The 25,596-nt window shown below is 72.6% G+C and carries 28 protein-coding genes; 14 read left to right on the top strand and 14 right to left on the bottom strand.

The features are described 5' to 3' along the window. The first annotated feature begins 40 nt into the window (after window positions 1-40). The 4 genes from L6E10_RS21010 to L6E10_RS20995 all read left to right on the top strand — a co-directional run bounded on the left by L6E10_RS21010 (window position 41) and on the right by L6E10_RS20995 (window position 4,343). Window positions 41-1,207 carry a beta-1,3-glucanase family protein gene (locus tag L6E10_RS21010; protein WP_236221223.1) on the top strand — a complete coding sequence of 389 codons (1,167 nt, stop codon included), beginning with the start codon at window positions 41-43 and terminating at the stop codon, window positions 1,205-1,207. A gap of 82 nt (window positions 1,208-1,289) precedes the next feature. Then, complete coding sequence (locus L6E10_RS21005; protein ID WP_236221222.1) at window positions 1,290-1,961, top strand: response regulator transcription factor; 672 nt, start codon at window positions 1,290-1,292, stop codon at window positions 1,959-1,961. After that, a complete protein-coding gene (locus tag L6E10_RS21000; RefSeq protein ID WP_236221221.1) occupies window positions 1,958-3,256 on the top strand; it encodes a sensor histidine kinase KdpD in 1,299 nt (432 codons plus the stop codon). Before L6E10_RS21005 ends, L6E10_RS21000 begins: the two co-directional genes overlap by 4 nt. Window positions 3,257-3,302: 46 nt before the next feature. Then, window positions 3,303-4,343, top strand: a complete 1,041-nt coding sequence (locus L6E10_RS20995) for an NAD(P)-dependent oxidoreductase (RefSeq protein ID WP_236221220.1) — start codon at window positions 3,303-3,305, stop codon at window positions 4,341-4,343. On the opposite strand, the gene L6E10_RS20990 is transcribed toward L6E10_RS20995, so the two are convergent. Beyond that, window positions 4,330-5,517: a hypothetical protein gene (locus tag L6E10_RS20990; RefSeq protein ID WP_236221219.1), complete on the bottom strand. Its 1,188-nt coding sequence runs from the start codon at window positions 5,515-5,517 to the stop codon at window positions 4,330-4,332. The genes L6E10_RS20995 and L6E10_RS20990 overlap by 14 nt on opposite strands. Window positions 5,518-5,638: 121 nt before the next feature. Between L6E10_RS20990 and L6E10_RS20985 the strand changes: the two genes are divergently transcribed. The 4 genes from L6E10_RS20985 to L6E10_RS20970 are packed head-to-tail and all read left to right on the top strand — an operon-like array spanning window position 5,639 to window position 8,539. Further along, window positions 5,639-6,277: a glycosyltransferase family 2 protein gene (locus L6E10_RS20985; protein ID WP_236221218.1), complete on the top strand. Its 639-nt coding sequence runs from the start codon at window positions 5,639-5,641 to the stop codon at window positions 6,275-6,277. Continuing rightward, window positions 6,274-6,909, top strand: a complete 636-nt coding sequence (locus tag L6E10_RS20980; protein WP_236221217.1) for a DUF2064 domain-containing protein — start codon at window positions 6,274-6,276, stop codon at window positions 6,907-6,909. The genes L6E10_RS20985 and L6E10_RS20980 overlap by 4 nt, the downstream gene beginning before the upstream one ends. Beyond that, window positions 6,906-7,505, top strand: coding sequence for a class I SAM-dependent methyltransferase (locus L6E10_RS20975; protein WP_236221216.1), 600 nt, complete (start codon window positions 6,906-6,908; stop codon window positions 7,503-7,505). The genes L6E10_RS20980 and L6E10_RS20975 overlap by 4 nt, the downstream gene beginning before the upstream one ends. After that, a complete protein-coding gene (locus tag L6E10_RS20970; protein WP_236221215.1) occupies window positions 7,502-8,539 on the top strand; it encodes a molybdopterin-dependent oxidoreductase in 1,038 nt (345 codons plus the stop codon). The genes L6E10_RS20975 and L6E10_RS20970 overlap by 4 nt, the downstream gene beginning before the upstream one ends. Window positions 8,540-8,865: 326 nt before the next feature. On the opposite strand, the gene L6E10_RS20965 is transcribed toward L6E10_RS20970, so the two are convergent. Both L6E10_RS20965 and L6E10_RS20960 read right to left on the bottom strand, forming a co-directional pair. Continuing rightward, window positions 8,866-9,681 carry a hypothetical protein gene (locus tag L6E10_RS20965; protein WP_236221214.1) on the bottom strand — a complete coding sequence of 272 codons (816 nt, stop codon included), beginning with the start codon at window positions 9,679-9,681 and terminating at the stop codon, window positions 8,866-8,868. Further along, entirely contained in the window at window positions 9,681-10,541 is an 861-nt protein-coding gene (locus tag L6E10_RS20960; protein ID WP_236221213.1) for an ABC transporter ATP-binding protein, read from the bottom strand. The genes L6E10_RS20965 and L6E10_RS20960 overlap by 1 nt, the downstream gene beginning before the upstream one ends. A 99-nt stretch (window positions 10,542-10,640) precedes the next feature. On the opposite strand from L6E10_RS20960, the gene L6E10_RS20955 reads away from it, so the two are divergent. Next, a complete protein-coding gene (locus L6E10_RS20955) occupies window positions 10,641-11,690 on the top strand; it encodes a sensor histidine kinase (RefSeq protein ID WP_236221212.1) in 1,050 nt (349 codons plus the stop codon). Further along, on the top strand, window positions 11,687-12,331 hold the full coding sequence (locus tag L6E10_RS20950; RefSeq protein ID WP_236221211.1) for a response regulator transcription factor: 645 nt from the start codon (window positions 11,687-11,689) through the stop codon (window positions 12,329-12,331). The genes L6E10_RS20955 and L6E10_RS20950 overlap by 4 nt, the downstream gene beginning before the upstream one ends. Here the strand turns inward: L6E10_RS20950 and L6E10_RS20945 are convergent. After that, complete coding sequence (locus tag L6E10_RS20945) at window positions 12,317-12,937, bottom strand: DJ-1/PfpI family protein (RefSeq protein ID WP_236221210.1); 621 nt, start codon at window positions 12,935-12,937, stop codon at window positions 12,317-12,319. The genes L6E10_RS20950 and L6E10_RS20945 overlap by 15 nt on opposite strands. Then, complete coding sequence (locus L6E10_RS20940; RefSeq protein WP_236221209.1) at window positions 12,937-13,899, bottom strand: GlxA family transcriptional regulator; 963 nt, start codon at window positions 13,897-13,899, stop codon at window positions 12,937-12,939. Before L6E10_RS20940 ends, L6E10_RS20945 begins: the two co-directional genes overlap by 1 nt. Before the next feature lie 150 nt (window positions 13,900-14,049). Between L6E10_RS20940 and L6E10_RS20935 the strand changes: the two genes are divergently transcribed. Next, a complete protein-coding gene (locus tag L6E10_RS20935) occupies window positions 14,050-15,054 on the top strand; it encodes a GDSL-type esterase/lipase family protein (protein ID WP_236221208.1) in 1,005 nt (334 codons plus the stop codon). On the opposite strand, the gene L6E10_RS20930 is transcribed toward L6E10_RS20935, so the two are convergent. From L6E10_RS20930 to L6E10_RS20905, 6 genes are all read right to left on the bottom strand, one after another. Then, on the bottom strand, window positions 15,051-15,266 hold the full coding sequence (locus tag L6E10_RS20930) for a hypothetical protein (RefSeq protein WP_236221207.1): 216 nt from the start codon (window positions 15,264-15,266) through the stop codon (window positions 15,051-15,053). The two genes, L6E10_RS20935 and L6E10_RS20930, sit on opposite strands and share 4 nt — an antisense overlap. Window positions 15,267-15,427: 161 nt before the next feature. Then, window positions 15,428-16,561: an IS701 family transposase gene (locus L6E10_RS20925; protein WP_374237155.1), complete on the bottom strand. Its 1,134-nt coding sequence runs from the start codon at window positions 16,559-16,561 to the stop codon at window positions 15,428-15,430. Then, window positions 16,450-17,214: a carboxylesterase family protein gene (locus L6E10_RS20920; protein ID WP_236221206.1), complete on the bottom strand. Its 765-nt coding sequence runs from the start codon at window positions 17,212-17,214 to the stop codon at window positions 16,450-16,452. Before L6E10_RS20920 ends, L6E10_RS20925 begins: the two co-directional genes overlap by 112 nt. A 44-nt stretch (window positions 17,215-17,258) precedes the next feature. After that, entirely contained in the window at window positions 17,259-19,682 is a 2,424-nt protein-coding gene (locus L6E10_RS20915) for a hypothetical protein (RefSeq protein ID WP_236221205.1), read from the bottom strand. Between the two features lie 120 nt (window positions 19,683-19,802). After that, window positions 19,803-20,480 (bottom strand): hypothetical protein, encoded by a 678-nt coding sequence (locus tag L6E10_RS20910; RefSeq protein ID WP_236221204.1) that lies wholly within the window; start codon window positions 20,478-20,480, stop codon window positions 19,803-19,805. Then, window positions 20,477-20,845 carry a YchJ family metal-binding protein gene (locus L6E10_RS20905; RefSeq protein ID WP_236221203.1) on the bottom strand — a complete coding sequence of 123 codons (369 nt, stop codon included), beginning with the start codon at window positions 20,843-20,845 and terminating at the stop codon, window positions 20,477-20,479. Before L6E10_RS20905 ends, L6E10_RS20910 begins: the two co-directional genes overlap by 4 nt. Window positions 20,846-20,941: 96 nt before the next feature. On the opposite strand from L6E10_RS20905, the gene L6E10_RS20900 reads away from it, so the two are divergent. Beyond that, window positions 20,942-21,493: a DivIVA domain-containing protein gene (locus L6E10_RS20900; RefSeq protein WP_236221202.1), complete on the top strand. Its 552-nt coding sequence runs from the start codon at window positions 20,942-20,944 to the stop codon at window positions 21,491-21,493. A 336-nt stretch (window positions 21,494-21,829) separates the two neighbouring features. Here the strand turns inward: L6E10_RS20900 and L6E10_RS41220 are convergent, their stop codons facing one another. Both L6E10_RS41220 and L6E10_RS20890 read right to left on the bottom strand, forming a co-directional pair. Beyond that, entirely contained in the window at window positions 21,830-22,039 is a 210-nt protein-coding gene (locus tag L6E10_RS41220; protein WP_374237152.1) for a hypothetical protein, read from the bottom strand. After that, the gene (locus L6E10_RS20890) at window positions 22,036-22,875 is read right to left on the bottom strand and encodes an SDR family oxidoreductase (RefSeq protein WP_236221201.1); all 840 of its coding nucleotides are present in this window, start codon (window positions 22,873-22,875) and stop codon (window positions 22,036-22,038) included. Before L6E10_RS20890 ends, L6E10_RS41220 begins: the two co-directional genes overlap by 4 nt. A 69-nt stretch (window positions 22,876-22,944) precedes the next feature. On the opposite strand from L6E10_RS20890, the gene L6E10_RS20885 reads away from it, so the two are divergent. Continuing rightward, the gene (locus L6E10_RS20885; RefSeq protein WP_236221200.1) at window positions 22,945-23,361 is read left to right on the top strand and encodes a MarR family winged helix-turn-helix transcriptional regulator; all 417 of its coding nucleotides are present in this window, start codon (window positions 22,945-22,947) and stop codon (window positions 23,359-23,361) included. Window positions 23,362-23,471: 110 nt separating this feature from the next. After that, window positions 23,472-24,215, top strand: a complete 744-nt coding sequence (locus L6E10_RS20880) for an SDR family NAD(P)-dependent oxidoreductase (RefSeq protein WP_236221199.1) — start codon at window positions 23,472-23,474, stop codon at window positions 24,213-24,215. Window positions 24,216-24,259: 44 nt separating this feature from the next. On the opposite strand, the gene L6E10_RS20875 is transcribed toward L6E10_RS20880, so the two are convergent. Beyond that, window positions 24,260-25,596 (bottom strand): sensor histidine kinase (locus tag L6E10_RS20875; RefSeq protein WP_236221198.1); only part of this gene is annotated, 1,337 nt, incomplete at its 5' end.

Below are 25,596 nucleotides of genomic sequence, written 5' to 3'. Positions count from 1 at the left end.
AGCGCTCTCACGAACCCTGTCTTCAGTGAGGAGATAGTCGATGCGCAAGCTCCTGCTGCTCGCGACATCGGCCCTGCTAGGGCTGACAACGATGTCCGCACCCGCGCAAGCGGCTCCCCCGAGCCAGCTCCCGCTCACCGTCACCAACAACTCGGGGCGCGGTGACGCGGTCCACCTCTACATCACCGGCATCCACAACGGCCGGCTCGGCTACGTGAACGGCAGCGGCCAGTTCACGCCGTGGTCCGGCGGCGCGATCCCGCCGGTGCCCGCGCCGGACTTCTCGATCCCCGGCCCGGCCAACGGGACCAGCAGGACCGTGCAGATCCCGCTCAACCTGGCCGGTGGCCGGATCTACATGTCGTTCCGGGACAAGCTGAAGTTCAGCCTGGTCCCCAACGGTCTCGTGCAGCCGGCGCCGTGGGCCGCCGGTGACCCGAACCGCGACGTCCTGTTCGACTGGAGCGAGTTCAGCTACGACGGCGGCGGTCTGTGGCTCAACAGCTCTCAGGTGGACATGTTCGCGGTCCCGCACGCGGTCGAGGCGACGTCCCAGGGCGGCGCCACGAAGCGGGCGGGCCAGCTGGTCTCCGGCGGGCGCGCCCGCATCTTCGACCAGCACCGGCAGCTCGGCGGCGACTGGGCGAAGCTCGCGTACTCGCGTTCGGACGGCACGCGGCTGCGCGTGCTGAACCCGAGCAAGGGCCTCGACGCGGGCCTGTTCTCCGGCTCGTACTTCCAGAGCTACGTCAGCAGCGTGTGGTCGACCTACCAGAACACCCCGCTCACCGTCGTGCCGTACCAGGCGGAGCCGAACCGCAGGTTCACCGGGCGCGTGAGCGGCGGCGTCATGCGGTTCACCAACACCTCCGGCCAGGTGGTCGCGGAGTTCCAGCAGCCGTCCACGCGTGACGTGCTGAACTGCGACGGCAGGCTCGCGGCGCCGAACAACGAGCTCGGCGCGATCTCGCGCTCGCTGTGCGCGGCGCTCAACCGGTCGACGCTCGGCTTCCTGCACACCCAGCCGACCTACAACGCGAGCGAGTTCTACACCCGCGCGACGACGAACCACTTCTCGAAGATCGTGCACGCCAACATGGCCGACGGGCGCGCCTACGGGTTCGCGTTCGACGACGTCGGCGGATTCGAGTCACTTGTCCACGAACCGAACCCCCGTTCGGCGAAAATCACGCTGACCGGATTTTAGGCCGAAGTATTCTTGCTTTTGATCGACTTTCACTCCACTGTGTGAGGCGCCGTCGCCGCGGCTCTCACACAGTGGAGTCGTCGTGTGCGTACGGGTCCTGCTGGTCGAAGACGACGAGCGAATCCGGCAGGCGCTGAGCCTCGCCCTGTCCGACGAGGGTTTCACCGTCGACGAGGCGGGTTCGGGTGAAGAGGGGGTGCTGCGCTCGGAAGAGGGTTCGTTCGACGTGGTGCTGGTCGACCTCACCCTGCCGGGCATCGGCGGGCTGGAGGTCGTGCGGATCCTCCGCACCCGCGGTGACCTGCCGATAATCGTGGTCACGGCGCGCACCGACCCCGGAGACGTGATCGCCGGACTGGAGTCGGGGGCGGACGACTACGTCACGAAACCGTTGTTGGCGAACGTTCTCGCGGCACGGGTTCGCGCGTTGTTGCGCCGCCGCGGACCGAACCGCGAAGCCGTTCGGATCGGCGAACTGGAAATCCGTCCGCAGGAAGGTCTCGTGCACCGTGCGGGCGAACGCGTTCACCTCACCAGAACGGAATTCCGGCTGTTGCTGGAACTCGCTGGTGCGGGCGGCCGAATCGTCACCAGGGAGCAGTTGCTGCGGAAGGTTTGGGGATACGACTACTTCGGCGACACGCGGTTGCTCGACGTGCACATGAGAAGGCTGCGCCGCAAGGTCGAGGCCGATCCGGACGACCCCTCGCTGCTGCTGACCGTGCGCGGCGCGGGCTACCGGATCGGCTCGTGAGGCTCACGCTGCGCCGCCGCTTCACCCTCCTGTCCGGACTCGGCCTGCTGCTCGTCACGGGCGTGCTGGCGTTCACCACCTGGACCCTCGTCTCCGGTTCCCTGCTGCGGCAACGGGAGGCGGGTGCGACACGCGAGGCCGAGGCCCACGCCCGGCTGGCCGGCGGGTCGCCGACCTCCTCCGCCCTCGCCGAGCTCCTCGCCGGCCCCGACTCGTCGATCCTCGTGGTGGGCCCGGCGGGCGTGGTGACGGCGGGTCGCGCGGTGGAGCCGTCCGCGCTGCCGCCACGACTGCTGCGCCACCCGCCGGGCAGCGCGTGGACCACCGTGGACGGCCTGCCCGTGCTCGCCGTCGCCCGACCGCTGGCGGGCGGTGTCTACGTCGAGCTGTCCGGGCTGCGGCAGCTCGACGGGACGCTCGCCGTGCTGCGCGCCGCACTGGTCGCCGGCACGGCCGGCTCCGCGCTGCTCGGTGCCGCGCTGGGCTCGTGGGCGGCGAAGCGGGCGCTGATCCCGCTGGCGGAGCTGAGCTCCGCGGCGGGCAGGATCGCGGACGGTGACCTCCGCGCCCGCCTGCCCCGCCAGGACGACCCTGACCTCGCGGCGCTGGCGGCGCGGGTCAACGCGGCTGCCGAGGCGCTGGAGCGCAGGGCGTTGCGGGACGCCAGGTTCGTCTCGGACGTCTCGCACGAGCTGCGGTCTCCGTTGACGACGATGGTGAACGCGGCCGCGGTGCTGCGCCGCCGCCGCCACCGCCTGCCCGGCACCGCGGGAACCGCGCTGGAGCTGCTGACCTCGGAGGTCGACCGGTTCGCGCGGATGGTCGCGGACCTGCTGGAGATCTCGCGCGCCGACCAGGTCGACGACCCGCCCCGCCGGGTCGCGCTGGACGCGTTGGTGCGCAACGTCGTCGCGACCCGCGCGCCGGTCGCGCTGGACCTGGAGCCCGCGGTCGTGCTCGGCGACCGGCGCCGGCTCGACCGGGTGCTGACGAACCTGCTGGACAACGCCGAGCGGCACGCGGGCGGCGCGGTGCTGGTGTCCGTGCGGCCCCGGGGCTCGTCGGTGCGGCTGGTGGTCGAGGACGCCGGGCCCGGCGTGCCGGAACCGTTGCGGGAGCAGATCTTCGAACGGTTCGCGCGCGGCAGGGCCGGTGACGGCCCGGGCAGCGGTCTCGGGCTGGCGCTGGTGCGCGAGCACGTGCGCCGGCTGGGCGGACGGGTGTGGGTGGAGGACCGCTCGCCGTGCGGCAGCCGGTTCGTGGTCGAGATGGTCTTACGGAGTTCTGACGGCTGACCTCTCGACCGCGCACCGCCGCGTGCGGCGGTCCTACGGTCGGTGCATGCGAGTACTGATCACCGGCGGGGCCGGGTTCATCGGGTCGCACGTCGCGGACGAGCTGACCTCCCAGGGCCACGAATGCGTGGTGCTCGACGCGTTGCTGCCCGAGGCGCACGGCACCGTCCCCCTGCTGGAGCACGAACTGGTCGTCGGCGACGTGACCTCCCCCGAGGTCCTGCGGCCGCTGCTGTCCACAGTGGACGCGGTCTGCCACCAGGCGGCGATGGTCGGGCACGGCGTCGACCCGTTCGACGCGCCGGCCTACGCCCGGCACAACGACCTCGGCACGGCGGTGCTGCTGGCCGAGATGCACCGGGCCGGGGTGTCGCGGCTGGTGCTGGCGTCGTCGATGGTCGTCTACGGCGAGGGGCGCTACCGGTGCCTCTCGCACGGGATCGTGCGTGCCGACCGCAAGGCCGCCGACGTCGAACGCGGCCTGTACGAACCGCGGTGCTCCTGCGGTGACTTCGTGGTGTCCGAACTGGTTCCCGAGGACGCCCCGCTGGAGCCGCGCAGCACCTACGCGGCGACGAAGCTCGCGCAGGAGCACCTCGCGGCGGCGTGGGCGCGGCAGACCGGCGGGAGCGTGTGGGCGTTGCGCTACCACAACGTCTACGGCCCGCGGATGCCCCGTGACACGCCGTACGCCGGGGTGGCGTCGATCTTCCGGTCCGCGCTGCGGAACGGCCTCGCGCCGCGCGTGATGGAGGACGGGCGGCAGCGCCGCGACTTCGTGCACGTCACGGACGTGGCGCGGGCGAACGCGCTGGCCCTCGCCTCCCCCCGCCCCGGTTTCGAGGCGGTGAACGTCTGCTCCGGCTCGCCGCGCACGATCGGCGACCTGGCGTCCACCCTCGCCGACGCCTGCGGCGGGCCCGCGCCGGAGGTCGTGGGCGGGGCGCGGCCGGGCGACGTCCGGCACGTCGTCGCGTCGCCCGCGAAAGCGCTGGAGGTGCTGGGGTTCGAGGCGCGGGTCGGTTTCGAGGAGGGGGTGCGGGACTTCGCGTCCGCCTCGCAGCGGGAACCGGTCACCAGTTCGTGAGCACGAGGTGGTTCACCGCCAGGGCGGTCAGCGCCTGCGCGGTGAGCCACCTCCGGCCGAGCCCGGCCGCGCCGGCCAGGAGCCAGATCGCGAACGGCAGCCAGATCCGTTCCGTCTCGGCCTTGCTCAGCCCGGACAGGTCCGCCGCCAGGACGGCGACACCCGCCGCGACCACCCACCTGTCCCGGCGCAGTCCCCTGATCCCGGCCGGCCCGATGACCAGGGCGAGCGCCGCGAGGTTGGCCCACACCCAGTACCAGTACGGCCGGGTCGCGCCGATCCCCTGGTAGTAGCGGAGCTGGACCAGCTCGTAGCCCTCGTACCACCAGAACCCGTTGAGCGCGAACGCTCCCACGACCGCGAGCACGCCGAGCACGGCCAGGCCCGTGCGGCGAGCCGTGCCGGGCAGGTCTCCCCCGCGCCAGAGCGCCGCCAGCGCGAGCGGGGCGAGCAGCACCAGGCCGTAGGACAGGAAGAGGCACCAGCCCAGCACCACGCCGCCGAGCAGTGGCCACCGCGTGAGCAGGTAGAGCCCGACGGCCGCGACGCCCAGGAACATGCCGTCCGCCGACGCTCCCACCCACACCGCGCCGGGGAACAGCACCAGGTGCGGCAGCACGGCGTTGTCGCCGACCGCCCCGGCCACCGCCACGACGGCGAGCGCCCCGGCGAGGACGCAGAACAGCGACGCCGCCGCTCCCCCGCCGAGCCCGATCCGGTCGAGCCCGACGAACGTGAGCAGCGCGCCCGGCGGGTGGCCGGAGACGTGCGTGGCCCAGGAGTCCGGCCGGAAGTCGGGGATGCGTTCGGCGAACCCGCGCAGCGCGGCGGGAACGTCGGTGACGCCCGGAACCTCGTGCAGGTACTCGTCCTCGGTGGTGAGCCTGGTGGCGAACCGGTCCCAGCCGTCGGCCATCGCGAGCGAGAGCGTCCACGCCACCGCTGTGCCGTAGGCGATCGGGAGCGCGAACCGGTGCTGTGCGAGCTCGGGTCCCTTGGCGACGACCAGGAACGCGATCAGCACCGCGGCAGGGGTTCCCGGGCCGACGTGCGGCTGCCAGTCGCCGAAGAGCGGCGCCGCGGCGGCGTGGAGGACGTTCGGGTCGTGAGCGTTGACGACCAACCCGACGATGACGGCGGCGACGACGAGCGCACCGGCGATGACTAGACGCACCGCGCCCAACCTAGGGGTCCGGCGGAGGGCTCGCGGGCCTCGCAAGACAACCGTAAGAACTCTTTCGCGCGTCACAATTCCGTAAGCACCGCAACACTTTCCGATGGTCCAGGGTGAACGCATGGATGTCGTGTTGCCCTGCCTGGACGAGGCCGCCGCACTGCCCGCGGTCCTCGCCTCCCTGCCTCCCGGAGCCCGCGCGGTCGTCGTCGACAACGGTTCCACCGACGGCTCCCCGGACGTGGCCGCCTCGTGCGGCGCGCTGGTCGTGCACGAGCCCCGGCGCGGCTACGGCGCCGCCGTGCACACCGGCCTGCTGGCGGCCACCTCGGACGTGGTCGCGTTCGCCGACGCGGACGGCTCCCTGGACCTGGCGGAACTCCCCGCCATGGCCGCGCTGCTGGCGGACGCGGACCTCGTGGCCGGCCGGCGGCGGCCGGTGAACGCCGGGGTCTGGCCGTGGCACGCGCGGGCGGGCAACGCGGTGATCTCCGCGCTGCTGCGCCGCCGGGGCCTGGACGTGCACGACATCGCGCCGCTGCGGGTGTGCCGCCGGGAAGCGTTGCTGGCGCTGGACGTCCGCGACCGCGCCTTCGGCTACCCGCTGGAACTGCTGGTGCGCGCCGCCGCCGCCGGCTGGCGCGTGCGGGAGGTCGACGTGACCTACCGCCCCCGTGCCGCGGGCACGCGGTCCAAGGTGTCGGGCTCGGTGCGCGGCACGCTGCGCGCGGCGCGGGACATGGCGGGGGTGCTGCGGTGAGGTTCTGCCTGCTGGTCGTGGCCAAGTCGCCGGTCCCCGGTCAGGTGAAGACGCGCCTGTGCCCGCCGCTGTCCCCCGGGGAAGCCGCCTCGGTCGCGGCGGCGTCGCTCCTCGACACGCTGTCGGCGGCGCTGGCGACGCCGGGAGCCGTGCCGGTGGTCGCGCTCGCCGGGGTGGTGCGGCGCGGGGACGTGCGGGAGGCGCTGGCGGAGTGCGTGGTCATCCCGCAGCGGGGTTCGACGTTCGCCGAACGCCTGGTGCACGCGCACGCCGACGTGGCGCGGTTGCGGCTGCCGGTGCTGCAGATCGGGATGGACACGCCGCAGGTGACGCCCGCGCTGCTGGAGTCGTGCGCGCAGTTCGACGAGGCGGCACTCGGCCCCGCGCTCGACGGCGGCTGGTGGGCGCTCGGGTTGCGCGACCCGCTGCGGGCCTCGGTGCTGCGGGACGTGCCGATGTCACGCGCGGACACCGGGGCGCGGACGCTGGAGGCGTTGCACGGGCTGCGGGTGCGGACGCTGCCGCAACTGTCCGATGTGGACACGATGGCCGACGCCCGCGCGGTCGCGGCGCAGGTGCCGGGCAGCCGGTTCGCCGCCGCGCTGACGCGGGTCGCGGCGGTGGCGCGATGATGTTCGACCAGGCTCTGCAGGGCCGCCCCAGCTGGCTCGACCTCCCCGGCAGCGCCCCGCGCGAGCTCAGCGTCGCCCGCTGGCACGCCGACGCCACCGGCGGCGACTCCGTCCTCCTCGACGCCTGCACCGGCCCCACGCTCGACGTCGGCTGCGGTCCCGGCCGCCTCGTCACCGCGCTCCGCTCCCGCCACGTCGAGGTGCTCGGCGTCGACGTGTCCCCGGAGGCGGTCCGCCGCACCACCGCGCGGGGCGGCGCCGCGCTCCACCGCGACGTCTTCGGCCCCCTGCCCGGCGAGGGGCGCTGGCACCACGTGCTGCTCGCCGACGGCAACATCGGCATCGGCGGCGACCCCGAGGCCCTCCTGCGCCGCGTCCACCGCCTGCTCCGGCCGGCGGGCACCGTCGTCGCCGAGGTGGAGCCGCCGGGGTCCGGGCTCACCACCGGCCCGGCCCGCGTGCGCACCGGAGCCACGAGCAGCGGCTGGTTCGAGTGGGCCCGCAGCGACGCCGAGTCGGTGCGAGCCGACGGCTTCCTCCCGCTGTGGCACCGGGAACGGGCCGGCCGCTGGTTCGCCTGCTGGGAGAAGCCGTGAGGTTCCGCGCCCCCGCCCACCACGTGGGCGTCACCAGCCGGGTCGGCACCTGGCTCGGCATCACGTTCGGGCTGTGCTTCGTCACCGGCTTGCTCAGCCACGGCGTGCAGCACGACTGGCCGTGGCCGACGCGGCCTGTCGGCCTCTACCGCGTCACCCAGGGGGTGCACGTGGTCTCCGGTGTCGCGTCGATCCCGTTGCTGCTGGCCAAGTTGTGGAGCGTCTACCCGAAGCTGTTCGAACGGCCGCTCGTGAGGTCCGTGCCGCACGCGCTGGAACGCGGCTCGCTCTTCGTGCTGATCGGAGCCTCGTTCTTCGAGCTGGCCACGGGGCTCTTCAACGCCGCCCAGAACTACCCGTGGGCGTTCTACTTCCCGACGGCGCACTACGCGGTGGCGTGGATCGCGATCGGCTCGATGCTCGTGCACGTCGCCGTGAAGGTCCCGCGCATCCGGCGCTCCCTCGAACCGGACTCCGGTGAGCGGACCATCCTGTCCCGCCGGGCCTTCCTGCGCACCACCGCGCTGACGACCGGTGTCGCGGTCGTGGCGACGGCCGGAGTCGCGGTGCCGTGGCTGCGCAAGGTCTCCGTGCTGGCCTGGCGGTCCGACGGCGACCTGCCGGTCAACCGGACCGCGCAAGCCGCGAACATCGTCGTCCCGCCCGGTTGGCGGCTCGTGGCCGGCGAGAAGAGCTACTCGCTGGGGGAGCTCCAGGCCCTGCCGCAGACCACCGTCGAGCTGCCGATCGCGTGCGTCGAGGGCTGGAGCCAGAACGCGACCTGGACCGGCGTCCGGATCTCCGAGCTCGTCGACGTGCGAGGGGACGTGCGGGTCGAGTCCCTCGAGGAGAACGGCCTGTACCGGGCCACGACGCTGCCCGAGGCGTTCGCGCGGGACCGGCTGACGCTCCTGGCGCTCCGGCTGAACGGCGAGGAGCTCAGCCCCGACCACGGCTACCCGTGCCGCCTCATCGCCCCGAACCGGCCCGGTGTGCTGCAGACGAAGTGGGTCACGTCGCTGGAGGTCCGATGAGGGTCGCGCCGGCCGCGCTCGGCGTGGCGCTGGGTGCGTGGGGCGCCTGGCTGCTGCTCCCCCAGATCACCGTCGAACTGCTGCTCTGGCTGGGCGGAGGGGTTGTGCTGCACGACTTCCTCATCGCGCCGTTGGTCGGGCTCTCGGGGTTCGTCGTCAGACGCCCGTCCGTCGGCATCGGCCTCGCCACCACGGGCGTCGTCGGGATCCTCGCCGTCCCGTTGCTCTGGCGCGAGCACGGCGGCCCGGTGAACCCGGGACTGCACGACCGCGACCACCCCACCGGCGTCGCGGTCGTGCTCGGCGTGATCTGGGCCGCCGTGGCCCTACACGAGATCGCGGCGCACCTTCAGCAGCGTCGCCGCGCCCGCGAAGAACACCACGTACCCCACGAGGAACAGCGCCGCGGTCGTGCCGCCCAGGTCGTCCAGCACGCCGGGAGCACCCGCTCCGCCGACGGCGCCGGCGAGGTTGCCGGCGGAGCCACCGGGCAGGACCCCGGTCAGCGACTCGACCGGCCCGAGCAGGGAACCCACGCCCCGCAGGAGGTTCTCGGTCACGATCGCCCACATCAGCCCGAGACCGACGGCCAGCGCGGGTCCACGGGTGGCGACGCCGAGGAAGACGCCGAACGCCGTCCACATCGCGGCGATCAGCAGTGAGGCGCCGAGGGCCTCCACCGCGGACCAGCCCGGCAGGCTCCAGTCCCAGCCCTGCAGCGAGGCCACCGTGATCGCCGCGCCGAGGTCGGCCACGAAGGTCAGCACCACGAGGACGACCACGACGACCGCCAGCGCCCCCAGGGTGCCCGCCATCGCCGACACCCGGCGCGGGCCGGCGGTCAGCGTGGTCTTCCAGGTGCCCCAGCCGTAGCCGCTGCCGACCGCCAGCGCCGCGAGCACCAGGACGATCGCGCCGCCGAACATCGGCAGGCCGCGCACGACCGCCGCACCGGCGTTCTCCGGCTGCATCAAGCCGATCAGCTGCTGCTGCGAGAAGTCGCGGGTGTTCGTGCCGCCGTTCAACGCGAGGTAGTTGAACACGTAGCCGAACGTCAGCGTCATCACCAGCCAGACACCGATCAGCACCCACGTGGCCGGCCACTTCCACAACCGCAGCAGCTCCGCCTTCACGGTGCCCATCAGGCCGCTCCCGTCATCTCGAAGAAGACCTCTTCCAGCGTCCGGCGCAGGGGCCGGACCTCCCGCACGTCCACGTCGGCGTGCACCAGCGTCCGCACCAGCAAGGCCGCGTCGGCCTCCCGCACGTGCAGCACGTCGCCGTGCAGCGAACTGCCCCCGATCAGCGCGTGCGCCTTCTCGACCGGGTCGGCGCGGACCAGCAGCACGGTGTCGCCGCGCAGCTGCTCGACGGTGCTCTCCGCGACGAGCCTGCCGTTCGCGATCACGCCGACGCGGTCGCAGACCTCCTCGACCTCGCCGAGCAGGTGGCTCGACAGCAGCACCGTCTGGCCCTGCGCCGCCAGCGCCCGCACGAGGTCGCGCATGTCGGCCATGCCCGCCGGGTCGAGGCCGTTGGTCGGCTCGTCGAGGATCAGCAGCTCCGGCCGGCCGAGCAGGGCGGCGGCGACGCCGAGCCGTTGCTTCATGCCGAGCGAGTACCGGCGGAACCTCTGCCCGGCGGCGCCCACCAGGTCGACCTGTTCCAGCGCGGTCTCGACGTGGGTCCCGGCGAGGCCGCGGCGGGCCGCGTGCACCCGCAGGTTGTCGCGGCCGGACAGGTACGGGTAGAAGCCGGGTCCTTCGATGAGCGACCCGACCCGCAGCAACGCCTTCGGGGTGCCCGGTGCCTCGCCCAGCACGCGAGCGGTGCCGCCGGTCGGCTTCACGAGCCCCAGCAGCATGCGGATCGTGGTCGTCTTGCCCGCGCCGTTGGGACCGAGGAACCCGTAGACCTCGCCCCGCCGCACGGACAGACTGACCTCGTCCACCACGGCGCGGTCGCCGTAGCGCTTCGTCAGCTTCTCCGTTGTCACGATCATGGGCTCCACGGTGGCCCCGCGAGCGCGCCGGGTCGTCCGCACGGGAGCGTCACGAAGATACGCACATCTGCGTACGGTCCCGGTCGTAGGGTCGGTGGCATGCGGATCAGGTGGCAGGACGTGGCGCTGACCGTGGCGCTGCTGGTCTTCGGCCTCGTCGGGACGCGGTTCGCCGCACGGCTGCAGGGCGCGGAGCCGCTCGACGTCCTCGCCCAGGTGCTCGTCACCACCGCGGCCGCCGGACTGCTGCTCCGCTCGGTCCGTCCGTTGTGGATGTTCGGGATCTCGGTCCTCTCCATCGCGGTCTACCTCGCGCAGGGCTACCCGTTCGGCCCGATCCTGGTGAGCGGCGTGGCGGCGGTGTACGCGGTCGCGGTGTACTCCCGCGTCGAGATCGCCGCCGCCTCGGCGCTGGTCTACGCGCTCGCGATCCTGCCGTGGTGGCACGACTCCGTGACCTCGTGGATCACCTGGTGCGCGGGTTGGATCCTGCTGCCGGGCGCCGCCGGTGTGCTGGTGAAGCTGCGCCGGAAGTCCGCTGTGGACGTCCGGGAACGCGTGGTGATCTCCGAACGGCTGCGGCTCGCCCAGGAGGTCCACGACGTCGTCGGCCACGGCCTCTCGGTGATCGCGATGCAGGCGGGCGTGGCGCTGTACGTGCTGGACAGGGACCCCGTGAAGGCCCGCGCGTCGCTGGAGGCGATCCGCGGCACGGCGAAGGAGGCCCTGGACGGCCTGCGGTCCGAACTGGACACCCTGCGCGGCTCGGCGCCGCTGACGCCGACGATCTCGCTGGCCGACGTCCCGGCGCTGGCCTCGCGGATGCGCGAGGCGGGGCTCGACGTGTCGGTGGAGGTCGACCCGCTCGACCTGCCGGAGGGCCACCAGCTGGCCGTGTACCGGATCGTGCAGGAGTCGCTGACGAACGTGCTGCGGCACTCCGCTCCCGGCGTCACGGCGTCCGTGCGCGTCTACGCCGTGCGGGGCGAGGTCGTCGTGCACGTGACCGACACCGGCACACCGGGAACGGTCGTCGAGGGCCACGGCATCACGGGCATGCGCTCGCGGGCGGAGGCGCTCGGCGGCACGCTGGAGGTCGACGGAGCGCACGGTTTCTCGGTCATCGCACGGATACCGTTGCCGTCATGATTCGCGTGGTGGTGGCCGACGACCAGCCGCTGGTCCGGATGGGGCTGCGGACGTTGATCGAGACCGAGGACGGCGTGCGGTTCGCGGGCGAGGCCGCCGACGGGCGCGAGGCCCTGGCGCTGATCCGGTCGGTGAAGCCGGACGTGGTGTTCCTCGACATCCGCATGCCGCTGATGGACGGCCTGGAGGTGCTGCGCCGCGTCTCCGCCGATCCCGCCTGCGCCGGCGTCAAGATCGTCGTGCTCACGACGTTCGACCTCGACGAGTACGTGTTCGAGGCGCTGCGGACGGGCGCGTCCGGGTTCCTGGTGAAGGACTCCGACCCCGCCGACCTGCTGCGCGCCGTGCACGTGGTGGCCGACGGCGGGTCGTTGCTCTCGCCGTCCGTCACGCGCCGGGTGATCGACCGGTTCGCGTCCGGCGCGTCGGCGCGGCCCGTGCCGCACCTCGACAGGCTGACCGAACGCGAGCGGGAGATCATGCGGCACGTGGCGTCCGGCGCGTCCAACGACGAGATCGCGGCCACGCTGGTGATCTCGCCCGCGACGGTGCGCACGCACGTGTCGCGGGCGATGGTGAAGCTGGGCGCGCGCGACCGCGCCCAGCTCGTCGTCTTCGCCGTGCAGTCAGGCCTGACGTGACTCGAACGCGGTCCTGAGGCCCTGCTCGATCTCGGGCGGGATCGAGTCGTAGGACCGCGGCGGCTGCGGGTCGTACTCGATGCCGACCTGCACGGCCTGCGAGACCACCTCGCCGAACTCGGCCTCGACCAGCCGCAACGCCATGTCGATGCCCGCGGAGACGCCCGCGCCGCTCACGACCTTGCCGTCGAACACGACCCGGTCGGTGCTGACCTCCACCCCGCGCACCTCGAGGTCCTCGCGCGCGGCCCAGTGCGTCGTCGCCCTCGACACCAGGCCCGCTTCGGCGAGCAGCGTCGAGCCGGTGCACACCGACGTCGTCCACTTCGTCGTCGGGTGGACCTCCCGCAGCCACTCGACGACGCCGCCGGAGTCCGCCAGCACCTCCTTCCAGTGCCCGGAGCCGGGCACCACGACGATGTCGGTCGCCTTGAGCGAGTCGAACGTGTCGGTGGGCGTCACGACGAGGCCGTTGTCGGACCTCACCGGGTCGAGCGTCGCGGCGACGAACCGGGCGGTGACCACCGGCACGCTGGCGAGCACCTCGTACGGGCCGACGAAGTCGAGCGCGGTCATGTTCGGGTAGAGCACGAAAGTGGCGTCCATCAGGCAACCCCGGTGGTCCGGAAGCGGGCGCGGTAGCTGCCCGGCGACACGCCGAGCACGCGCAGGAAGGCACGGCGCAGGGTCTCGGCCGAGCCGAACCCCGACTGGCGGGCGACGAGGTCGAGCGGGTCGGCGGTGCTGGCCAGCCGGTCGGCGGCGGCCTCCACCCTGGCCCGTTCGACGTACTGGGCGGGCGAGACGCCCACGTTGCGGGAGAAGACGCGGGCGAAGTGCCGCACGCTCATCATGGCCTTGCGCGCCATGACCGGCACCGTCCACTCCCTGGCCGGGTCGGCGTGGATGTCGTCGAGCAACGCGCGCAGCGAGCCGTCCCGCACCGGTTTCGCGCGGGTGTGCACGCTGAACTGCGACTGGCCGCCCGAGCGCTGCAGGAAGACGACCAGGTACTGCGCGATCCGGCGGGCCAGGGCGGGCCCGTGGTCCTGCTCGACCATGGCGAGCGCGAGGTCGATGCCCGCCGTCACCCCCGCCGACGTGGCCACCTGCCCGTCGCAGACGAAGATCGCGTCCGGTTCCACCTCGACCCCGCGGTTCTCGAGCTCCCCGGTGAACGCCCAGTGCGTGGTCGCCTTCTTGCCCTCGAGCAGCCCGGCGCCGGCCAGGACCACGGCACCCGTGCACACGCCCGCGACCCGGCGCGATCTCAGCGCGAGCCGCCGCAGGTGCGACGTGAGCACCGCGTCGGACGCGGCGTCGTCGTAGCCCCAGCCGCCGACGACCAGCAGCGTGTCGATCGGGCGGTCCAGCGTCAGCAGGTCCGCGCCCGCCTCGACGCGCACCCCCGCCGTCACGGTGAACGGAACTCCCCCGAGCGTGGCGACCGTGACCTCGTAGCGCTGCTCGCCGTAGTTCGCGGACTGGAACACCTCTACGGGCCCCGCGAGGTCCAGCAACGCCGTGCGGTCGTAGCCGACCACGACTATCTCCCTCAGTTTCCCCACACCTCCACTTTCCTCATCCCCCGCTGAGGCGGCAACGCCCTCTCGCCCTCGCATTCGGCCACGTACGCGTCCCGCCGAACCGGCACCCCGCCCCGCCGGTCGTCCACAGAGGACGTGGCCGGACCAGCGGGCCCGGTAAACTGGTCCGCGATGCGCAAAGTGCTCACCCTTGCCGCCATCGGCCTGCTCGCGATCGTGCTGGTCGTGAGCGACCACCCGTTCCCGCCGCCGTCCGCCCCCGACCGCGAGACGAGGACCGCGGTCGTGGCGCTCGGCGACAGCACGATGTCCGGCGAGGGCGCCGGCGACTACGAGCCGGGCACCGACGGCGAGGACGGCGGCAACTGGTGCCACCGCTCGCGCGGGGCCGAGATCATGAAGGCCGGCGTCGAGGCCGACCGGCGGTTCAACCTCGCCTGCTCGGGCGCCAACTCCGACAAGCTGCGCAACGAACAGCTCCCCCGCCTGCGCGAGATCGCGGGCTCGCACCGCGTCGTCGCGATCGTCGTGGCCATCGGCGCGAACGACGACCCGCGCTTCTCCGAGATCCTGAACAAGTGCTTCGAGGCGTGGGGCAAGCGCAGCGACTGCACGTCCGCCGTCGCCCCGGAGTGGACCAAGCGCGTGAAGCGGATGGTTCCCAAGGTCGAGAACACGCTCAACGCCGTCCGCCAGACCATGCGCGACTCGGGCTACCTCGACTCGGAGTACCAGCTCGTCGTGCAGTCGTACGCCGCCCCGGTGTCCCCGAAGATGCCGCGCTCCCTGCAGAACCTCTCCGGCTGCCCGCTGCGCACCACGGACCTGGAGTGGGTCGTCGAGGAGGCCGTGCCGGAACTGTCGAACGGCCTGCGCACCGCCGCGTCGGAGGTGGGCGCCCGCTTCCTCGACCTCTCCCGCGCCGGCGAGGGTCACGAGGCGTGCGCGGGCGGCGACGACCCGGGCACCGAGTGGTTCACCCGCCTGTCGGTCGACTGGGAGGGCCTGACCGACCAGCGGCGCTCCTCGCACGCGCTGCAGGAGTCGTTCCACCCCAACGCCCGCGGCCACGAGCAGATCGCCCGGTGCCTCACGGAGTTCCTGGCGGCGGACGAGCGCGCCGGTGCCTGCGTGCCTCGGCTCGACGGGTCGCTCGGGCTCTCGACGGAGAGCTAGGTCCAGGTCTTCAGGTCTTCCCGCGGCCAGCCCGGGTCGTCGTCGCGGGCGAACCTCGCCCAGGCGTCGGCGATGTCGCCGCGGAACATGTCCGGCACGTCGGCGCCGTGGTGGGCCGGGGTGCGCGCGTAGACCGACCTGAAGGCGTGGCCGTGCTCCTCGGCCAGCCTCCTCGTGGGTTCCCGGAACAGCTCTTCGTACTGCAACGGCACTTATGTGAGTGGGTAGCCGCGTCGTTTGTAGTGGCTGAGGCGGGCTTGGTGTTGGCGTCGTCGGCGCCAGCATGACCAGGCCCAGACGTGGTCGACGTTGGTTGTCGGCCGGAGGACCAGGCTGACGAGCAGGCGGCGGATCTCGGGTAACGTAAAGCCGATCATGTCGTGGGTGCCGTGGACGGTTCCCCTTTTGCGGCAAGGGATCTGGTCACGGCGAGCCAGGCGTGGGCGAGCATGGACAAGGTGATGTGGGCATACCAGGCTCGCCAGGATCGGACCTGGTAGTGGTCGAGCCCGGCCTCATTCTTGGCTTGCTGGAAGCATTCCTCGATGCGCCAGCGGGTGCCGGCGATCCAGGCCAGGTCCAGCAGCGTGCATCGGCGGGGCCCGTAGCAGACGTAGTAGGCGATCTCGCCGGGATCGGTGATGCTGCGGCGGGCCAGCAACCAGTGCCCGCGGCCCGGTTCCCACAACACGCGGATGGGCACCCGAGCCCAGTCGTACTCGCGCGGCCCGTGCGCTCCGGCGCCCACCGACAACCTGCGCCAGGCCCGTGCCGGCAGCTGTGCGATCAGGGCATCAGCGCGGGCCTGGCGGAAGTCGGTGGTGGTCAGCGTGTCGTTGACTCTCGTGGCCAGCACGTAGGCCACGTCGCGTTGTTCGAGCCAGAACCGCAGGTACTTGGCCTGGCCGTAGGCCTCGTCGGCGGTCACCCACCGGAACGGCACCCCGGCCTCGAGCGTGCGCTCGATCATCGCCATCGCCGGCCGCGGCTTGGTGGCGAACTCCACCCCATCGGGGATGCCTGCCGCCCGGCACCGGTCCGGATCGGCGGTCCAGGACTCCGGCAGGTAGAGCTCCCGGTCGATCAACGCGTGACCCCGCGCCGAGGCATAGGCCAGGAACACTCCCACCTGGCAGTTCTCCGTCCGACCGGCGGTGCCCGAGTACTGCCGCTGCACCCCCGCCGAACGAGTGCCCTTCTTCAAGAACCCGGTGTCGTCGACGATCAACACCCCGTCCTGGGCGCCCAGGTTCTCCGCGACGTAGTCCCGCAGATCGTCACGGACACCATCAACGTCCCAGTCCGCCCGCCGCAACAACCGCTGCATCCCGTCCGGCGACACCTCACCGGCCCGCTCGGCCAACGTCCAGCCGTTCTTACGCTCCAGCCCCGCAGTCAGGCCGAGCACATACTCGCGGGCACGAACCCGCGGCTCCGACCTGACGAACCGGCCACCGATCCGATCACGCAACCGGTCCAGCTCCGCCACAGCGACATCGACCACCACACACAATATGATCCACTACAGAGCACACAAGTGCCGTTGCAGTATTCGTCCTCGTCCGCCGTGTGGCAGACCATCAGCTCGACCCCGTAGGGGCCTTCCAGCGGGCTGCGCGGGAGGGTGTCGCCGTCCACGACCGGTTGGTGGTGCACGACTCCCGGATCGGCCCGGTGCTGCGTTTCCCGTGCCTGCGCCGGGGTGAAGAACCTGCCGGCGAGGCTGTGGACGACCGCTTTGTGGAACAGGCCCCGCGCCGCCGGCATCACCATGAGGGCGGCGACCGTCTGCGCTCCCGAGGACTGGCCGGCGACGGTGACGTTGCCCGGGTTGCCGCCGTAGGCCGTGATGTTGCGCCGGATCCACCGCAGCGCCGAGACGACGTCGAGCAGCCCCCGGTTGTGCCGAACGCCGTCGAGCGCGCCGTAGCCGTCTTCGGCCAGCCGGTAGTTGCAGCTGACGAAGACGATGCCCAGCGAGGCCAGGTGGTCGCCCGCGTACTCCGGCTGGGACGAGGAGCCGACGGTGTTCTCACCGCCGTGGACCCACAGCAGGACCGGGGCGTCCCGGTCCGCCGTGGACCAGACGTTCAGGGTGTGGGCGTCGCCGAACCCGCCGGTCGGCTCGCCGTCGCGGTCCACCGGCGGGTGGACGCGCAACGGGCCGACGGGCGGTTCGGCGTAGCGGATGCCCAGGTGGGCGGTCAGGCCTCCACCGTCACCTGGTGCGACACCGGTAGTACGCGCAGGTTCGCCGCCGCCCGCTCCAGCTGCGACAGCACGCTCGGCCGCATCCCCGCGATCTCCTGCTCCGCCGCGGCTCCGGCCACCTCCTGCAGCAGCACCTGCTGCGGGTGGTCGCCCTCCGCCTCGGCCACCGCCAGCACGCGGAACGGGGTGCCGGGTGCGAAGACCACGCGCTCCTCGGTGGCGACGGCGACGCGGTCGGACACCTCGACGCGGCGGCCGGTGACCGACCACAGCAGGTACTCCGTGGCGCCCCCTATGCGCGAGGCCGGGTTGGCGATGGCGTCCAGCAGGCCGTGTTCGACCACGACCTCGCCGTGGCGGTAGCGGCGCGGGCCGGTTTGGCCGCTCATGCCCCACACGGTCACCACGCCGTTGTGCACGGGCAGGCGGTTCAGACCCGAGACGATGCAGGCGACGTACGGGCGCAACCGGCCGAGGCGGCCCATTCGGAGCGTGTCGACGACCATTTCTTCGTCTTGTGACACGCACGCGAGGAGTGCCGTGAGGTCGGTGACCATCGCTTCGAACGCGGCCGGGTCCTCCTCGGCGTCCGGGCGCTGGGCGAGCAGGCGGCAGACCGTGGCCGCGTGCACGCCGTAGCGTTCGCCCAGGGCGCGGCGGACCGTGTCGCGTTCGGCGTCGGAGCTGCTGTGGTCCGGGTCGACCGTCTCGCGGTCGGCGGAGACCTCCGCGAACGACTCCCACAGCGCCAGCGGTTGCAGCGGCAGCGGGCCGTCGACGCGGAATCGCACGGGGGCGTAGTCCGGGTCGTCGGACGGGAAGGCGGCCTCGTCCGGGTCGTCCAGCGCGTGCGACGTCACGGTCGCGATCGCCGGGCCGGCGTCCATGCTCGCGTACGCGGGGCGGTCCGGTTCGGGCTCGACGGGCGTCACGGCGGTGAAGAAGCCCGTGCCGTTGTCCGACGAGTCACGGGTCGACAACGCGTGCGCCGCGGTGCTGGTCGACGAGGCGATCTGCGCCGGAGGGGGCGGAGGAGCGGGCGGAGGCGGCGGCGAGACCTTGGAGTCGCAGAACACCAAACGCAGCAGCTTGCGCACCTCGGGCTCAAGGCGTTCCACGAGAGCAGCGCCGTGCACCGCGACCGCACCGGGCGTCGTGCGCCCAGGCGTGCCCACGGTCAGACGTGCCCACTCGGGATCAACGGGCTGAGAGCGCACCTCGGCCGCGTTGTACGGCTCGTCCTGCTCACGCACCCACAGGCCCGAGGGCACGACCTCCAGCACGACGCCGTCGCCGAGCGCGAACACGCCCGGCGAGACTTCGGACAGGCCCGGTACGGGGGTCCGGTAGCCCGACACGACGGGCACGGACTCGTTCGGCACGCACAGCACCTCGGTCACGAACGGCCGCCACGTCTGCTGGCCGCGCGGGTCGACCGCGATCACGGCGGGACCGCCGCCGCGCAGGTTGCCGACCGGCAGGCCGGTGAACATCGCGATCGGCTCGCCGAGCTGGTCGGCGACGAGGCTGCCCAGGCCGGCGTCGATGCCGTACGGCACGAGCCGCACGCGCGACCGGGCCGCCTGGGGCAGCGCGGTCATGAGGCGGCACACCTCGTCGACCGGGATCGCGGACTGGCCGGGACCGCCGACGACGACCGTCAGCACGTTGTCGCGGCACGGCAGCGCCACGATCGGCCGCGAGTCCTGGGCGGTGGGGTCGAACGGCGGCTGCTGCGCGCGCAGCCACAGCCCGGACGGGATGGGCTCGGAGATGCCGACCTCCCCCGTGGGCCACGGGGAGTTCGGGTCCATCGCCTCCCACTGCGGCACCGGGAAGCGGCGGCCGAACGGCATCGGTGACGCGTTCGGCTGGAACCGCACCCAGCTGCCGTAGCCCTGGGTGCCCACGACGAACGCGGCGCCGGGCACCGTGGTCAGCACGCCGTCCGGCGCGACGACCTCGGTCTGCAGCTGCTCGGCGAGCCACTGCGCGGGCGCGGTCGGGCGCATCGTGCCCGCGTGCGACACCGCGAGCCGGATGGGCCCGCGGCCGCTGAGCGCGGTCACGACGTGCGGCCAGAAGGTGCTTTGGTCCCCGCCCGGGAAGTCGACCACGACCACGGTCCTGCCGCGGTCGGCGGGCAGCGCGCGGGCGAGGCCCGTGGCGCCCTGGCTCGGGCCCTCCTGAGCGGAAACGACGAGCGTCGCCCCGACGAAGTTCGCCGCGAACGGCGTCCTCTGGGGTACCGGCTCCGGCTGCGGCGCCGCTGGTGCTGCCGCTGCCGGGGGCTGCTCGACGGGGTACAGGTCCAGGTCCTGGTCGGTGCTCGTGATGGTTTGAACCCCGAAACTGCTCTGGCCAGAAGCCTGGGTCTGTGTTTGCTGGTCGCCATGGGCGGCGGCACGTCGGCCCATCAAGCGCCTGATCACCTCCGTGCCATCCCGGTCACTCGCCCTTTCGGCTCAATCGGGCAACGGGGGTGCACGCTATCAAGACGCGCCGCACCCCTTCTCACCCAGTCGGGTTATTTGGGGTCATCCGATCGACACCCAGACGGCGTGCGCCCTGCCACACACCCCGTCGGGACCGATGATGGCGGACGCGGAGTACGCCTTGCGCCCCTCCCGGCCGAGTTCCCACGCAAGGAGCACGTGGTCGACGTTGAGCGCGACGGGCTTCTCCACCTGCGCGACGAACGTGCCGAGCACGAACGCCGGTCCCCCGTCCGGGGCGACGGGCTGGGCGGACGGGCAGTCGAGCGCCGCCCAGACGATCTCGGGCAGCACGTGCTCGCCGTCGTTCGGCAGCGCGTCGGAGGGCCGCCACACCCCGGCCCACTCGTCGCGGCCGTCGAGCGGCCCGAGCAGCGCCGCGATGCCGTCCTCGCGGCCGGGACCGCAGCCGAAGCACGTCGGGAACGGGTGCTTGTCGCGCCACGGCACCTTGGCGGACGCCTTGAGGGCCTCGTCGATCGCCGGTGCGGCGGGGACCTCGAGGTCGAGCGTGGCGGGCTCGGCCGACGCGATCACGGTCTCGCCGTCGAGCAGCTGCCCGTCGCGGACCCGCAGCTCGCGGTCGAGCGGCACCGGCCTGCGCAGGCGGACGCTCACGGCCGGAGCCGCGACGTGCGCGGCGAGCAAGCCTGCGGAGTAGCCGCCGTTGCCCATCCCGGGCGGCCCGTTGAACCTGCTCGCGACCGTCACCGTGCTCATTCGAGGCCCTCCGCGTACACCCACTGGCCGTTCTCCCGGATGAACCTGCTCCGCTCGTGCACCACGCCTCCGACGTAGTGCGCCCGGAACTCCACGACGCCCTCGTTCTGCAGCAGCCCGCCGTTCTCGGTGGCCAGGATCTCGAGCTTCAGCCAGCGGTCGGTCGAGTCGATCCCGGCGCTGGAGGGGCGGTGCTTCGCGGCCCACGTGCGCAGCAGGTAGTCCTCGTCGGACACGGCGAAAGCGCTGTAGCGCGACCGCATCAGCTGCTCGGCGGTGGCCGCCTTGCGGGCTCCGGAGTGCAGCGCACCGCAGCAGTCCACATAGGACCGGCCGGTGCCGCACGGGCACAGTTTGGTGTTCACGTGCCCATCATGCCTGGTGAACCCGTTAGAACCGATGACGCGCCTCGTACGTACCCCTTGGCAGGACTGACTCGCGGGAGGCGGAGGAGACGGCTGGTGGGTGTCGACAGCAGGACTGAGCTCATACCGCTGCGCACGTGGTTCGGGCTGCGCTGGCGCGGCTACGACCGCGACGAGGTGGACGACTACGTCGCCGAACTGGAGGCCGAGCTGCGCCTGGTCACCGCCGACCGCGACGCGTCGGAGGCACGGGCGGACGCCCTGGCCACCAGGTTGACGGCGGTCCAGGAGGAGAACGCCGCCCTGCAGGACGGCCTGCACCGGATCTGCCTCACGCCGATCGACCCGAAGGGCCTGCCCGAGCGGCTCGCCCGCATGGTCGCCCTGGCCGAGGAGGAACGCCGGGACGTCATCAGGGACGCCCAGCTCAAGGCCCTGATGATCGTGGGCGAGGCGGAGCAGCGCGCCCGCAGGCTCGACGAGGAGGCAGCCGCGAAGCGGGAGAGCGTCCGCGAGGACTTCCGCCTCGCGATGTCGGCCCGCCGGGCCGAGGCGATGCGCGCCCTGGCCGAGCTGCGCAGCGTCGCCCGCGACGAGGCGGACCGCATCGTCGCCGAGGCCAAGGTGCGGAACCTGCACATCGAGTAGTCGCCCACGACGAGCCCGGCGGGCCGCGTGAGGTGGCTGCGCCGGGCCGGCCGCCAGGGGCCGGGTGGTGCGCTCAGCGCGAGCCGCCATCCGGCCCCGCCGCTCGCGCCGAGCCGGTCGGGCACAGCGGGTTCGGTCGCGCCATCGCGGGTCACGCGGTGCACTCAGCGCCGACCGCCGCGGTGCGCTCAGCGCGAGCCGCCCCCCGGCCTCTGCCGCTCGCGTGAGCCGGCCACACCCGCCACAGCGAACTCGGTCCACGCCATCACCGTCCGGGAGCGTGCGTCGCGCCGAAGTCGCCCGCGAACGCCGCCGGCGCCAGGTCGTCGCGGGCGGCTATGCCTTGCGCCGCACCGCGAACACACCGACGCCACCATCGTCACGATGGGCGCTCTCGTGCCGGAAGCGCTGAAGGCGGCGGAACGGCTCGAAGCTCTCGGCTTGGCCGCGGACGCCCTCTGCCTGACGAGCCCGGACCTTCTGTTCCGCGCCGTCGTCGATCCTCGACTCGCTGTTCCCGGCCTGCCACGCTGCGCTCAACGTCACCGGGAGGGCGTGACCACGTCCACCACCTCGTGCAGGCCCAGCTTGCGGTTCAGCGCACGGGCGGCGCGGGTCGCCGCGGTGCGCGGCAGCACGCGGGAGGGCCAGGTCATGGCCCGGTTCACCACCTTGGTCAGCGCCCGGCCCGGGTAGGAGGCCGCACGCCGCCGCTCGTAGTCGTCGAGGGTGCGGGCGGCGACGGTCTCCGGCGTGTCCGCGATCGGGTGGATCGTGGCGGTGGTGCCGTCGAAGAACCCGGTCGCGACCGCCCCGGGGTGCACGGCCATGACGTGCACCCCGGTGCCGCGCAGCTCTTCGGCCAGCGCTTCGGTGAACGACAGCACGAACGCCTTCGTCGCCGCGTAGGTCGCCTGGTACGGCATCGGCTGGAACGCCGCGATGGACGACACGTTGATGATGCCGCCGGACCCGCGTGAGACCAGTTCTCCGCCGATCGCGTGGGTCAGCGCGAGCAGGCCGTCCACGTTGAGCGCCACGGACGTCAGCTGCGGTCCCAGCGGGCGCTCGAGGAACGGTCCCGCGCTGCCCGCGCCGGCGTTGTTGACCAGCAGGTCGACGCTCAGCCCGCGCTCGTGCAGCTCCTCCAGCACGCGGCCGGGCCCGTCCGGCGCCGTGAGGTCGGCGACGACCACCTCCACCTCCACGCCGTGCCGCTCGCGGACCTCGGCCGCCAGCGCGCGCAGGCCGGCCTCCGACCGCGCCAGCACCACCACCCGCGCTTCCCGCCGCGCCAGCTCCAGCGCGTACGCCCGGCCCAGCCCCTTCGACGCGCCGGTGACGAGCGCGGTCACACCCCGGTAGCCCACAGAGTCCTCCATTGCTTCGAGTCTCGAAGCATCGACGCTAGCACGATACTTCGAGACTCGAAACGCCGGTAGGATGGCGGCATGACCGCGTCCGACCTCACCGCGGCGGTCGCCGCGGTCCACGAGTCCTGGATGCGCACCGTCGACCTGATCACCCCGGTGCTGACCGAACACCGCCTGACCACGGCGACGTTCCAGGCCCTGTGGGCGATCGACCCTGCCGAGCAGCCGCCGTCGATGAAGGTCATGGCCGAGCGCCTGTACTGCAACGCCCCGAACCTCACGTTCATGAGCAACCAGCTCGTGGACCGGGGCCTGGTGGAGCGCGCCGTCGACCCGGCCGACCGCCGCTCGCGCGTGCTGGTGCTGACCGCGAAGGGCCGCAGGGTGCGTGACGAGGTGATGCGGGCGGCGCTGGAGAACACACCGCTGGGGGCGCTGACCGCCGACGAGCTGCGGCAGCTCACCGCCCTGCTGAACCGCGCCCTGAACTCTTAGGGAGGATCAGGCAAGCAACCGGGAGCTTTGATCTCGGAGTTCACCGTCTGAACCGGTCTTATTGGTTCTACTGAAACCAAGCAGACCGAACAGGCGGTAGGAAAATGTCAGTGGCCATCGTGACCGGCGGCAGCTCCGGCATCGGCTGGAGCACGGCTGTCGAACTGGCGCGGCGAGGCGCTTCCGTGATCCTCACCTACAGCTCCAACGAGGCGGGGGCGAGGAACGCGGTCGCGGCCGTCGAACGGAACGGCGGCACCGCGGTGGCCCTGCCGCTGGACGTCGGCCGCAGCGAGACCTTCTGCGCCTTCCGCGACCGGGTCGCCGAGGTGCTCGGCGGCTGGGGCCGCGAGACGGTCGACGTGCTGGTCAACAACGCGGGCTTCGCCGAGACGGCGCTGTTCCCGGAGCTGTCCGAGGAGCTGTTCGACCGCTTCTACCGCGTGCTGCTCAAAGGCCCTTTCTTCCTCACCCAGACGCTGCTGCCGCTCCTCTCCGACGGCGCCGCGGTGATCAACACGACGAGCAGCTCCACCCAGCTCGCGGAACCCGGCTACTCCGGCTACGCCTCCATGAAGGGCGCGCTGGTCGTGCTCACCCGCTACCTCGCCAAGGAGCTCAGCCCGCGCGGCATCCGCGTCAACTCCGTCTCCCCCGGCGCCACCCGCACGCGCCTCGGCGGCGACGCCGTCGAGCGGTTCCCCGAGGTCGTGCCCGCGATCGCCGCCAGGACGGCGCTCGGGCGCATGGGCGAGCCCGAAGACGTGGCCGTGGCGATCGCCGCGCTCGCGGGCGAGGACGGCCGGTGGATCACCGCGCAGGACGTCGAGGTGTCCGGCGGCTTCGCGCTCTGACACCGTTCGCCGGCAACGAGGTCACCGTCGCGTGCGGTGACCTCTCAGCCGGCGACCGGCGCGGGGACGGCCGACCCGACCCGTGGCAGCGTGAAGCGGATCGTGGTGCCGGGACCGGCGCCGGTGTCGAGCCAGATGCGGCCGCCGTGGTACTCGACGATCTTGCGGCACATCGCCAGCCCGATGCCGGTGCCCGCGTAGAGGTCCTTGGGGTGCAGCCGCTGGAAGATCACGAAGATCCGCTCGGCGTACTGCTCCTCGATGCCGATCCCGTTGTCCCGCACCGAGAACACCCACTGGTCGTCCTCGCCCGGCTCGGCGTCGACCCGCACGCGCGGGGCCTCGTCGCCGCGGAACTTGACCGCGTTGCCGATCAGGTTCTGGAACACCGCGGTCAGCAGCCGCGCCTCGCCCTCGACCTCGGGCAGGGTGCCCACCTCGACCACGGCGCCGGACTCCTCCAGCGCCTCGGAGAGGTCGCGGCACGCCTCGTCGACGAGGTTCGCGGCGGAGACGACCACGTGCTTGTCGCGGTGCCGGCCGACGCGGCTGAAGGCGAGCAGGTCGTTGATCAGCGACTGCATGCGCTTGGCGCCGTCGACGGCGAAGTCGATGTACTGGACGGCGCGCTCGTCGAGCTGGTCGCGGTAGCGCCGTTCGAGCAGCTGGCAGAAGCTCGCCACCTTGCGCAGCGGCTCCTGGAGGTCGTGGGACGCGACGTAGGCGAACTGCTCCAGCTCCGCGTTGGACCGGCGCAGCTCCGCCGTCGCGGCGTCGAGGGCCGCGTTGCGCTCCCGCGTCTGGTGCAGGTCCTCGACGACCCGCGTGCGCATGGTGTCGACGTCGCGGCCCAGCGCGCGGAGCTCCTGCGGGCCGGTGGCCGTCACCGTGCGCGAGAACTCGCCGCCCGCGACCAGCCCGACCTGCTGGCGCAGCCTGCTCAACGGCCCCACGACGTGCACCAGCATCGCGGCGACGCAGGCGAGCACCGCGACCAGCAGCACCGCCAGCGCGACGATGCACGTGACCGCCATCCGGGTCGCGGAGGCGTTGAGCGCCGCACGCCCCTCCGCCCGCTGCACGGCCAGCTCGGCCTGCAACGTCGAGAGCGCGGTGCGGACCGCGTCGAACCTCTGCTTGCCGAGCGCCTCGTCCGGCACAGGGCTGCCCGCGCGGACGGCGGCGATCGCGGGGTCGGCGTAGTCGCTGCGCCACGCGGCGAGCGCGGTGTCGACGGCCGCGACGTGCCCGGTGACCTCCGGGGTGTTCAGGACCACGACGGTCGCCCGCGCCGCCGTCTGCCGGTCGAGCCCGTTCTCGTACGGCTTCAGGAATTCCGCCTGGCCGCTGAGCCGGTAGCCGCGGACGCCGTTCTCCTGGT

Origin of the sequence: Lentzea sp. CC55 (assembly GCF_021056325.1) — a bacterium.
Lineage (GTDB): Bacteria > Actinomycetota > Actinomycetes > Mycobacteriales > Pseudonocardiaceae > Lentzea > Lentzea jiangxiensis.
This window is presented reverse-complemented; position numbering and strand designations above follow the sequence as displayed.